Source organism: Blautia intestinihominis, assembly GCF_040096655.1.
Classification (GTDB): domain Bacteria; phylum Bacillota; class Clostridia; order Lachnospirales; family Lachnospiraceae; genus Blautia_A; species Blautia_A intestinihominis.
Genome location: NZ_JBBMEI010000089.1, coordinates 1 through 12,110, shown reverse-complemented (window position 1 = coordinate 12,110; position 12,110 = coordinate 1). Strand labels below are relative to the sequence as shown.

At 44.4% G+C, this 12,110-nt stretch carries 8 protein-coding genes; 7 read left to right on the top strand and 1 reads right to left on the bottom strand.

Going from position 1 to position 12,110, the window contains the following annotated elements; genetic code table 11:
- Positions 1-231: 231 nt before the first annotated feature.
- The 6 genes from WMO75_RS17060 (at position 232) to WMO75_RS17035 (ending at position 8,290) form a co-directional block, all read left to right on the top strand.
- On the top strand, positions 232-1,506 hold the full coding sequence (locus WMO75_RS17060) for an ABC transporter substrate-binding protein (RefSeq protein WP_118251504.1): 1,275 nt from the start codon (positions 232-234) through the stop codon (positions 1,504-1,506).
- A gap of 88 nt (positions 1,507-1,594) precedes the next feature.
- Positions 1,595-2,449, top strand: coding sequence for a carbohydrate ABC transporter permease (locus WMO75_RS17055; RefSeq protein ID WP_296054185.1), 855 nt, complete (start codon positions 1,595-1,597; stop codon positions 2,447-2,449).
- Positions 2,449-3,285, top strand: coding sequence for a carbohydrate ABC transporter permease (locus tag WMO75_RS17050; protein ID WP_118251503.1), 837 nt, complete (start codon positions 2,449-2,451; stop codon positions 3,283-3,285). The genes WMO75_RS17055 and WMO75_RS17050 overlap by 1 nt, the downstream gene beginning before the upstream one ends.
- A gap of 101 nt (positions 3,286-3,386) precedes the next feature.
- Positions 3,387-4,916 carry a response regulator transcription factor gene (locus WMO75_RS17045; RefSeq protein WP_298090719.1) on the top strand — a complete coding sequence of 510 codons (1,530 nt, stop codon included), beginning with the start codon at positions 3,387-3,389 and terminating at the stop codon, positions 4,914-4,916.
- Positions 4,858-6,603 carry a cache domain-containing sensor histidine kinase gene (locus WMO75_RS17040; protein WP_296054180.1) on the top strand — a complete coding sequence of 582 codons (1,746 nt, stop codon included), beginning with the start codon at positions 4,858-4,860 and terminating at the stop codon, positions 6,601-6,603. Before WMO75_RS17045 ends, WMO75_RS17040 begins: the two co-directional genes overlap by 59 nt.
- A complete protein-coding gene (locus WMO75_RS17035) occupies positions 6,593-8,290 on the top strand; it encodes a type 2 periplasmic-binding domain-containing protein (protein ID WP_303223950.1) in 1,698 nt (565 codons plus the stop codon). Before WMO75_RS17040 ends, WMO75_RS17035 begins: the two co-directional genes overlap by 11 nt.
- Positions 8,291-8,356: 66 nt before the next feature.
- On the opposite strand, the gene WMO75_RS17030 is transcribed toward WMO75_RS17035, so the two are convergent.
- A complete protein-coding gene (locus WMO75_RS17030) occupies positions 8,357-10,624 on the bottom strand; it encodes a glycogen/starch/alpha-glucan phosphorylase (RefSeq protein ID WP_303223949.1) in 2,268 nt (755 codons plus the stop codon).
- 233 nt (positions 10,625-10,857) lie between these two features.
- Here WMO75_RS17030 and WMO75_RS17025 point away from each other — a divergent pair, with 233 nt between their 5' ends.
- Positions 10,858-11,736, top strand: a complete 879-nt coding sequence (locus tag WMO75_RS17025; protein ID WP_173905418.1) for an AraC family transcriptional regulator — start codon at positions 10,858-10,860, stop codon at positions 11,734-11,736.
- Positions 11,737-12,110: the final 374 nt, after the last annotated feature.

Here is a 12,110-nt window from a genome sequence, read left to right as displayed (position 1 = left end):
TACTGGACATTTATACGTGAAGACGGAAGATGGGTGTTGAATGAAATTCAACAAAAAGATGAAGTTGATGTGCATGAATTGTAAAATGTACATCAATTTTTTTATATTTTTATATCTTGAAAAAACAACATATTTCTTGATTTTTTATCATAGTATAAAAATACTAACAAATCTATAATAAAGACAGGTTGAAAGAGAACAAAATCCACAAAAAAAGGAGAGACAAGTACTATGAAAATGAAAAAACTCACAGCAATGGCAATGGCAGCATTAACAGCAGCAACCATGATCCCGTCCGTACCGGTCATGGCAGCAGACGGCGGAAAGGTTTACTATCTGAACTTCAAACCAGAAGCAGATGAAGCTTGGCAGAACCTGGCAAAAGCTTACACTGAAGAAACAGGAACAGAAGTAACAGTTGTAACAGCAGCATCTGGACAGTATGAGACAACACTTCAGTCTGAAATGGCAAAGAGCGATGCTCCGACACTGTTCCAGGTAAACGGACCGGTTGGACTTAAGAACTGGAAAGATTACTGCTATGATCTGACAGATGCAGAGATCACAAAAGGACTTACCTCTGATACTTACGAGCTCAAAGACGGAGATGCTGTAGATGGTATCGCATATGTAATCGAATCCTATGGCCTGATCACAAACAAAACCTTACTTGAAAAAGCAGGATATTCTCTGGATGATATCAAGAGCTACGATGATCTGAAGAAAGTAGCAGATGATATTCAGGCAAGAAAGGATGAGCTTGGAATCAAAGGTGCTTTCACATCTGCAGGTATGGACGGATCCTCTGACTGGAGATTCAAAACACATCTTGCAAACCTTCCGATCTACTATGAGTACAAAGAAGACGGAATCGATGATACAGAGGCAATCAAAGGAACATATCTTGACAACTACAAGAACCTGTTTGACCTGTACATCACAGATTCTACCTGTGACGGAGCTGAACTCTCTGCAAAAACAGCAGATGACTCCAGAAACGAATTTGTAAACGGCGAAGCAGTATTCTATCAGAATGGTACCTGGGAATATGCAGAACTGTCCAAGACATACGGAGATGACGAGCTTGCAATGATCCCGATCTACTTTGGTGTAGATGATGAGAACGAGGGACTTGCAACAGGTACAGAGAACTACTGGTGTGTAAACAAGAATGCATCTGATGAAGACGTTCAGGCAACTCTGGACTTCATGAACTGGTGTGTAACATCTGAAACAGGAACAAAATCCATGGCAAACGATATGGGATTCACACTTCCTTTCAAAACAGCACAGGAGTCTACAAACGTATTTGTAAAACAGGATGCTGAATACACAGAAGCTGGAAAAACACCTGTTTCATGGAACTTCACAACAATGCCATCTGAAGAGTGGAAAAACGGACTTGGAACAGCTCTTACCGCATATGCAGCAGGCACAGGTTCATGGGATGATGTTGTAAGTGCATTCGTTGACGGATGGGCTACAGAGAAAGCTCTCTCCGAGTAATCAAAATAATATGTGATCAATCATCAAGAGGAGGCGAGGTTCTTGCCTCCTCCTGTGGGTTCTATGAGAGGGAAAGAGGAGAATTATAATGGTAGGAAGAACGATCAAAAAATGGTGGCCGATTTTTGTACTGCCGACTTTTGCGGCATTTGTTATCGGTTTCCTTTGGCCTTTTATCTGGGGCATTTATCTTTCATTTTGTAAATTTACAACCGTAAATGATGTAACCTTTGTCGGATTTTCAAACTATTCCAAGATCTTACTGGATAACACCTTCAGTCATTCATTCTGGTTGACCGTTGTGTTTGCTTTTGTTTCAAGTATTCTGATCAATGTGCTGGCATTTTCCATCGCACTGGTACTCACCAAGGGATACAGAGGAACCAATGCATTCCGTACCGTATTCTTTATGCCGAACCTGATCGGTGGTATCGTACTTGGATATATCTGGCAGACACTGTTAAACGGACTGCTCTCCAAATGGGGACAGCCGCTGCTTTCACTTTCTGCAAGAAACGGATTTATCGGTATGCTGATCCTTCTGATGTGGCAGCAGATCGGATATATGATGATCATCTACATAGCAGGTCTGAACAACGTTTCTCCTGATCTGATCGAGGCAGCACAGATCGATGGTGCGACAAGCAGACAGATCCTGTTCAAGATCAAGATTCCGATGATCATGCCGTCTGTTACAATCTGTACCTTCCTGACTTTGACAAACGGATTCAAGATGTTTGACCAGAACCTCTCTCTTACAGGAGGAGATCCGGGCAAACAGTCACAGTTATTGGCTTTGAATATTTATGATACATTTTATGCAAGAAGCGGTGCTCAGTGGAAGGGTATCGGCCAGGCAAAAGCAGTTGTATTCTTCCTGCTGGTTGTAGCGATCGCACTGATACAGCTTCGTGCAACATCATCTAAGGAGGTGCAGCAGTAATGGAAAATAAGAAAAAAAATCCGGTTGCGTCAATTATTTTGACGCTGATCTGCATCCTCTGGATGTATCCGATCGTACTGATCTTAGTCAACTCTTTAAAGAAAGAAGTTGCGATTACAACTTCAGGTGTATTCAGTCTTCCTACAGCTGAGACATGGAATGGTGTTGCAAACTTTGTGGCAAGTGTTACACAGATGGATTTCCTCAAATCCTTCTGGTACAGTCTTGTGATCTCAGTGATGTCCGTTGTTCTGATCATGCTGTGCTGCTCTATGGCAGCCTGGTACATTGTTCGTGTAAACGGAACATTATCCAAGGTTTTCTATTACCTCTGTGTATTCAGTATGGTAGTACCGTTCCAGATGGTTATGTTCACACTGGCAAAAACAGCCGACACCTTACATCTGAACAATCCATACAACATTTGTATTATCTATCTTGGATTTGGTGCAGGTCTGGCGGTCTTTATGTTTACAGGATTTGTAAAGGGTATCCCGCTTGAAATTGAGGAAGCGGCTCTGATCGATGGATGTACTCCTCTTCAGGTATACTTCAAGGTTCTGATCCCGATCCTGAAACCAACAATTATCTCTACCGCGATCCTGGAACTGATGTGGGTATGGAATGACTATCTTCTGCCGACACTGGTACTGGATATCAAGAAATACCGTACCATTCCGATGGCAGTCCAGTATTTCCGCGGAAGCTTCGGACATGTGCAGATGGGACCGATGATGGCAAGTATCATGATCGATATCATTCCGATCATTGTTGTCTATCTGGTATGCCAGAAACACATTATCGAAGGTGTTGTAGCCGGCGCAGTCAAAGGCTGATAATTACATAACGAAAATTCAGTCTCCGGGAAGAAATATTCTTTCCGGGGACTTTGTGGTATAATGAAAAAGATAAATATAAGACACAGACAGGAGAATGCATGACAAACGTTTTAATTGTAGATGACGAAAAAATCGAACGAGAGGGGCTGAAATATCTGCTTTCCAGAGAGGAAGGAGAGCGTACCGTCTTTGAAGCGGCCAACGGCAAACAGGCGCTACAGGTTCTGCGCTCCGAGGATATCCAGCTTCTTCTGACAGATATCAAGATGCCGCACATGACCGGCCTGGAACTTTCAAAGAAAGCCAAAGAAGAAAATCCCAACCTTCAGATCATCATATTCAGCGGCTTCAGCGACTTCACCTTTGCGCAGGAGGCAATCCGCTACGGTGTGACCGAATACATCCTCAAACCGGTAAATCCGGATGATTTCCACAAAGTGTTGGAGCGCGCAGAGAGCGAGATCAGCAAACGAAGAAAAAAAGAAAGCCGCGAGATCAAAGAGAAAAACTTCCTTCAGCAGTATTTTCTCCAGAGCTATCTCTACTCCGGCAAAAAAGAGATCCTGCAAAAAGCCGGCGAACTCATTGATCTGGACAAGTGGAACAGCTGGCACTGCGCGATCCTGATCGAGTCAGATGTGGCACTTTTTGATACAGCAGAAGAAAATCTGGAACAGGAACTGCAGAAAGAACTCCACAGGATGTTTTTCTACATGAACCTGAATGCAAGACAGTCACTCATTCTGTTCCAGGATGTGTACTGCGATTATCAGCTTGTGGCAAATCATATCTATAATTTCCTTAAACGTGAGTACATGGAGCGGTTTTATCTTGCCGTGAGCAGGAAGTTTGACGGATGTGAAAGTCTTCCATCTGTTCTGGAGCAGCTGGAACAGCAGATGGAGGAGAAATTCTATCATCCGGACAAGCATGTGTTTACCAATGAGGATGAAGTGCTTGGCATGGAAGTCGGAGAAGTGCAGGATTCTCAGCTTATGCAGGCGATTTCCGAGGATATCACCCGCAAGGATATAGAACAGCTCTGGAGACATTTTGAATGTCTTAAGGAAAAATACCATGATAACACCCAGTATTCTGCGATGTATATCAAATTTGTATTTTCTAACGTGATCCAGGAGCTTTTTCAGGAAAACCAGTTTTCCGGTGAGCACAAACTGGAACACGAGATCGAACGCCTCTATAACTGCAGGAATATTATGGAGATCCTTTCTGTGACAGAGGACAATATCAAAGAGTACGAGGCTTTTCTGGAGCGTTCCATGAACAGTTCAAGGAATGAAGTGACTGCCGTCAAGAATTATATCTATCAGCATTATGAAGAAGACCTGAATCTGGAAATGCTGGCGGAAAAAGTATATCTGTCTTCCGGCTACTTAAGCTTTATCTTCAAAAAAGAGACCGGCATGAACCTCAATCGCTACATCCGTGTCTTCCGTATGAAAAAAGCCAAAGAACTTCTCTGCAGTACCAACATGAAGGTAGCACAGATCAGTGAAAAAGTAGGATTCGCCAACGTTTCCTATTTCTGCCGGAGTTTCCGGGAATATTATGGAAGCAGCCCGGAATCTTACCGGAAAGGAACAGGAGAGGATGAACAGACTTCGTAAATGGATCAAAAACATGAAATACCGGCACAAGCTGACGATTCTTCTGGTCGTGACTGCCTTGGTGCCGATGACAGTTCTTGCCCTTTATGCCCACAGCAGACAGAGTACGATGGTCCGAAGCAGTGATCTGGAGGATATGCAGTCGATCATCGACCAGACGAAGGAGAGTATTGACAGTCAGACTGCCGTTTACAGCAGTCTTTTGAATTATCTTACTTATTCGCCGGATATTGAGGAGATCATCAAGGAAAAAAATATTGACAATTATACTGCCTATGAGAAATACAATGAAATCGCAGACCCTCTTCTGTCAGTACCGAAATCTTATCATGATGCCATTAACAGGATCCAGCTGTTTGCACGGAGTATTCAGGTAGAGCATGAATATACACTGGTTCCACTTGCCAAAATGAAAGAAGAATGGTGGAGCAGTGAGCTTCAGGATGATGTAAGGATACAGTGGCTGGTGAATCTTGAGAGCAAAGAGGTGGCGGCAGTCCGTATGATCTACGATGATCAGGCTCTGGACGCGGCAATCTGTATTGCGCTGGATTACGATAAGATCTTTCAGCCGCTGACGAATATTCTCACAGAGGAAAACGGAGGAATGGTCACAGATGAGGATGGTAGAATTCTATACAACAAAAGTGAGCTTGAAGACATTGAACTGAAAAAATCGGATGACAGGGACACTGCTCTTGAAAAGATCAATCAGGAATGTGCTTACACAATGGCAGAAAGTAAAGAAAATAACTGGGGTTTTTATCTCTACAAAAGTCAGCGGGCAATTTCAGGTTCTGTCCGGAGACTGCTGCTGGAAGAAATTCCGCTGATGGCGGCCTGCTGTCTGATCACGCTGGTTCTGGGGCTGTCTTTTTCCAGGATTTTTACAAGAAAGATTGAAGAACTTACCAGAAACATGGATAAGGTGAACCATGGAAGCAGGGAGGTTACAGTCAGCAGTGATTCGGAAGACGAGGTTGGTATTCTGATCAACAGCTTCCGAAGGATGATGGATGAGATCAACCGTCTGATCGATGAAGTATATGTCAATAAGATTGCATTGAAAGAATATGAGCTGAAAGCACTGCAGGCGCAGATCAACCCGCATTTTCTCTATAACACCCTTTCCATGATGAACTGGATGGCGATCCGGAGCAATCAGATGGATATCAGCAAGGTTACACTTGCATTGTCGACGTTTTACAGGACGGCACTCAGTAAAGGCGAGGACATGGTCACGGTCGAAAACTGTATCCGGAATATGGAGGCATATTTGGAGATCCAGCTTACCATGCATGACAACAACTTCACCGTAGAATGGGAGACAGACCCGGAGATCAAGAATGAAAAAATGCCGAAACTTCTTCTCCAGCCAGTTGTAGAAAACGCGATCGAACACGGCATTGACGAAAAAGAAGAGGGCGACAAAAAGATTTCCCTGTCGTTCAAAGGCGTAGGAGATGATGTCGTGATCACCGTTCGTGACAACGGAATGGGAATGGAACAGGAAAAAGCAGAGACACTTGTCACTTATCAGGCGAAGGGGTATGGGCTTAAGAATGTCAATGACCGTATCCGACTGCTCTACGGGGAGGAATACGGGATCCGGATCTTCAGCGCACCCGGTGAGGGAACAAATGTCGTGATGAGATTCCCGAAGGAGGGCAAGAAACATGAAGACTAAATGGAAACTGCCCGTGATCCTGGGATGTATCGTAAGCATGATGTTAAGCGGATGCAGCAGTGTCTCCAGAGAAACAGATAAGAGTGAAACATCGACAGAAACAGAAAACACAGCTTCCGCAAAAGAAACTGTCCGCACCGGTACCTGGGAAACAGCCGCGCAGACACCTTATGGAGCATATCCGGAGCTTGTGACCTATACTCTGGGACAGATGAGCGGTGCAAACAATTCGAACCTCCCGGATGGAGATACTTACGAAGACAATGCCTACACCCGTTATCTCCGAAAGATGCTGAACATCCAGAACAAAAACGTCTACATGGAGAGAGAAGACCGTTACGATGAATTCGTAAATATCCTGGTCAAAGACCAGACGCTCCCGGATGTTCTGGTGGTGTCGGACAGAGAAACACTCAAAGAACTGGTCGATAATGATCTGGTGGCAGATCTGAGTGAGGTTTACGAAAATTGCACTTCCAAACGAATCAAAGAAATGTTTGAGAGCTACGGAAGCGACCTTCTGGATTCTGTGAGATTTAACGGAAAACTGATGGCGATCCCGGAGACTGTCACAGACCATGGACCGCGTCTGATGTGGCTGCGCAAGGACTGGATCGAAGAACTGGGGCTGGAAGAACCCAAAACGCTGGAAGATGCATTTGATATCGTGGAGGCATTTACAGAAAACCGGATGGGAACAGAAGACGGAGAAGACCCGATCGGTTTTGTCTGTGACACTGATCTGGTGGGAAGTACCAGTTCCAGTTATTCTGTCGATTCTGTTTTTGATAAATTCCATGCAAGCCCGCAGAGGTGGATCAACCAGAATGGAGAGATCGTTTATGGCTCTCTGACAGAAGAAACAAAAAACGCCCTCAGTTACCTGCATGAACTCTACGAACGTGGTGTACTGGATCAGAACTTTGCCCTGCGTGCGCAGAACAATCTCAGAGATCTGGTGGTAAATGGAAACTGCGGAGCTTTTTTTGGACTCTGGTGGACGCCGAACAATCCCCTGATGGATGTCTATGAGACAGACCCGGAAGCGGACTGGCAGCCATATTATCTGCAGGAAGCAGACTGGCAGAATGTGTATGATACCTTCCGCGATAATAAATATGTTGTTGTACGTAAGGATTATGAGCATCCGGAGATCGTGATGAAGATCATCAGTGTGCTGTTTGACTACACCAGATATGGAGCGCAGGATGCAGACGAGGTGAATGCATATTTTGCCCTGAATGTCGATCCGACGGCAAGACCGCTGGTCATCAACATTGATTATAATGAGGCGACGTTCCAGATCACCAAGGATATCCAGAGCGTGATGAGTGGTATGCGAAAAGAAACAGATTTAAGTGCAATCGAGAAATCCTACTATGATGCAGCAGAAAAATTTATCCAGGGAAGATCAGAGACAGCAGAGGACTGGGCGGCATACGAGTCCAGACTTGCAGCAGTCGGGCGGCTGATCGAGGGAAATTACCGGACGACTGCGAAACGGTATCTGGATGACAGTGACGGCGAGATCCCGAAATCACTTCAGCAGTTAGAAAAAGACAGTTTTATCCAGATCATCATGGGCGTACAGCCAGTTGATTATTTTGACGAATTTGTAAAAGAGTGGTATGAACAGGGTGGTGAAGAACTGACAGAACAGCTCCGAAAGTCTAATCCAGGAGAATAAAAAAGCAGAGAGGAAGTTTCAGGATTTCCTCTCTGCTTTTGCTAAAGATTAAGTTTTGGTGTTTTTTTATTTCCCAAGATGCCAGATATCATTATCATATTCTTCAATAGTCCTGTCAGAAGAGAAGAATCCGGCCTGTGCGATATTGATCAGAGTTCTGCAGCTCCAGTTTTCCTGATCTGCGGCGTAGTCAGCCATTGCCTGCTGTTTACGTACCACATAGGCGTTGAAATCCGGAAGAGTCTGGAACCAGTCTTTCCAGATCAGTTCATTCTGGAGACGTTTCAGATGTTCCTCATCGCCGAAGGAGAGCATTTTTTCGCTGGTGAGGAAGTCAATCGCACGACGAAGGTTCGGGTCTGCCTCGTACCAGTCTTTTGCACAGTAATCACCGGCTGCATAGCGGTGGATGACCTGTTTGCTGCTCTGACCAAAGATATAGATGTTGTCGTTTCCGACTGCTTCGGAGATCTCCACGTTTGCACCGTCCATGGTTCCGAGAGTCAGGGCACCGTTCAGCATGAATTTCATGTTTCCTGTTCCGGATGCCTCTTTGGAAGCAAGGCTGATCTGCTCAGAGAGATCGCAGGCAGGGATCATCATTTCAGCAGCAGAGACGTTGTAGTTTTCTACAAAGACGAGCTGCATCCATTTGGAAACTTCCGGGTCATTCTCGATCACCTGAGAAAGTGTGAGCAGTCCGTGGATGATGTCTTTGGCGATAATGTACGCAGGAGCTGCCTTGGCACCGAAGATGCTGACCAGCGGAACGCTTGGTATATGGCCGGCTTTGATCTCCAGATACTGATGGATCAGGAACAGAAGATTTAACTGCTGGCGCTTGTACTCATGAAGCCGCTTGGACTGGATGGTGAACATGGCATCTGTGTTGACTTTTATGCCCTGTTTGTGAAGGAGCCATGCGGCAAGTGCTTCCTTATTCTGCTTTTTGATCTCAGAAAGTTTCCTGAGGACATTCTGATCATTCGTATAAGCAAGAAGTTTTTTCAGCTCGGAAGCGTCTTTTTTGAATCCGTTTCCGATCAGGCTTTCGATCTCGTTGGTCAGAGATGGGTTGCATTTCAGAAGCCAGCGGCGGAAGGTGATGCCGTTTGTCTTATTGTTGAATTTCTCAGGATACAGATGGTAGAATCCTGCCAGTTCGCTTTCTTTGAGGATCTGTGTGTGCAGGGTTGCGACACCATTTGTAGAATGTGAGAAATGGATATCCATATGAGCCATATGAACGACCTGATTCTGGTCGATGATCGCAAGGGAGCCATCCTCCGTGCGGCTTTTTGCCAGGGCGTCCAGTTTCTCGATGATCGGCATGAGCTGTGGAACAACGGTGTCCAGATAATGTCTCGGCCATTTTTCCAGGGCTTCTGCAAGGATCGTGTGGTTTGTGTAAGCGCAGGTGTCGGTAACGATCTGTACAGCCTCCTCAAAATCAATGTCATGGAGCATCAGGAGACGGATCAGTTCCGGGATCACCATGCTTGGGTGCGTATCATTGATCTGGATCGCAGCATAGTCGGCAAGGTTATGGTAATTGCAGCCTCTTGCGGCACATTCCTCAAGGACAAGCTGTGCGCCGGCGGAAACCATGAAATACTGCTGGTAGATACGGAGCAGACGGCCGTCCTCATCGGAGTCATCCGGGTAGAGGAAAAGAGTCAGGTTTTTGGCGATATCCTTTTTGTCAAAGGAGATGCCGTCACCGATTACGGATTCATCTACCGTGTCCAGATCAAAAAGGTTCAGTGTATTGGTGCGTCCTTCGTATCCGGTAACCGGAAGTTTATAAAGTCTTGCAGAGTATTCTTTTCCTGCCAGAGACACCGGGAAAACAGTGTCCGTAGCCTGTGCCGCACAGGAATCCGTCAGCCAGAAATCAGGGGTTTCATTCTGGATATTGTTTTTGAAGTTCTGGTGAAAAAGACCGCAATGGTAGCGAAGTCCTACACCGTCGCCAGGAAGATTTAAAGTTGCGAGACTGTCAAGGAAGCAGGCTGCCAGTCGTCCGAGACCGCCATTTCCAAGGCTCGGTTCCGGTTCCTGTTCTTCGATATCCGCCAGAGATTTTCCGGCAGCAGCCAGGGCTTCTTTTACATCATCGTAGAGTCCGAGGTTGATAAGGTTGTTGGACAGAAGCTTTCCAATCAGGAATTCTGCTGAGATATAATAAAGCTTTCTTCCAGTTACACTGTGAACCTGCTGCTGACTTTTTTCATCAACAAGTTTCAGAAGTGCGTGATAAAGTTCCTCATTGGAAGCAGTTTTGATGTCTTTTTTGCAAAGATCGTTAAGTTTATTTGTCATGGTTTCACTCATGTGAGCCACTCCTTTCATATACATAGATAAAAGATTTTTGTAACTGTTCACAGAGCATATCCCGAGAATCCCGGAGATTCCTTTCCATGAACAGTTGCGAGGTTTAGGTTGGTTGTCAGAAAACATCTTGTACTATGTTATGCTTATATTTATATCACATATTTTTTGTCGTTTCTTGTAAAAATCTTGCAAATACTAATACTATCCTATCATCATAATGGAGAAAAAATATTATGGAAAAAGAACAAGATCAGAAATATCAGGAAAAGAAACAGCACGGGAGCAAACTGTTTCCGTTTAATATCTATCCGTGTACGATCCCGCTGGATTTTCCGTCAGTTTCTCTTCACTGGCATAAAGAAATGGAACTGATCTATGTCAAAAAAGGAAGAGGAGAGATCCAACTGGAGACAGGTCTGTTTCAGGGAAAGGCGGGGGATATTTTTGTGGTTCCTCCGGGAACTCTTCATGCATTGTATAAAACAAAGGGTTCTTCTATAGAATATGAAAATATTATTTTTGAAGTGGATTTTCTGGGGGCAGGGGCAGCAGATCTCTGTGCCGGTGAATTTCTGGTTCCTCTTGCAGCCGGTAAACTGCTTCCGCCAATCTGTGTTCAGGAGCAGGAGGAAGGCTATGATGTCCTGAAACAATGCCTGAGCCAGATGGAAGACTTATGTGCGTCCAGAGAAAAAGGCTATGAACTGGGAGTAAAGGCGGCAGTTCTTCAACTGCTCTTTCTTCTTATAAGAAAACATCCGTCTGTAAAAGAAGTGTCTTCACCGGATCGGGAGCAACTAAAAATGGTGCTACATAAGATAGAAAAAAATATCGATGAAAATCTTACAGTTGGAGAGATGGCAAAGTTCTGCGGATGGAGTGACAGCCATTTTATGCGCTGGTTCAAAAAGATGACGGGATTAAGTCTGATCGCCTATGTGAATGAGCGAAGACTGGCGGTGGCAGCAGAGGCACTGAAGAAAACCGACGATAAGATATTGAACATTTCTCAGGATGCCGGATTTACCAATCTTTCTAATTTTAACAGACAGTTCAGAAAGCGTTATGGAGTGACCCCAAAAGAGTATCGTGAAATGAATGATATCAGTTAGAGAATAGGGGTTGGAAAATAAGAAATAAAAAAATCAAAAAACGGTTGACAGTCTGCGTAGAAAGTGGTATTCTAACTGAGCTGTCACAAAGAATTGATTCTTTTGAACACACAATTTGAAAAGTTTTGAAAAAAACAAAAAAGTTGTTGACAATCCAGTATGGATGTGATAGAGTCGATAAGTCGCCTGAACGGGCGACACGATCATAAAAAAGATGCTTCGAAAAAACTTAAAAAAGTTCTTGACAAGCATGAATGAATATGATAAAGTAAACGAGCTGTCTGAGAGATGACAGCAAAGAACCTTGATAACTAAACAGTGAAACACATACGATTCTCGAAAATTCTTTAAGAATCATCATTCAATAGAATGAA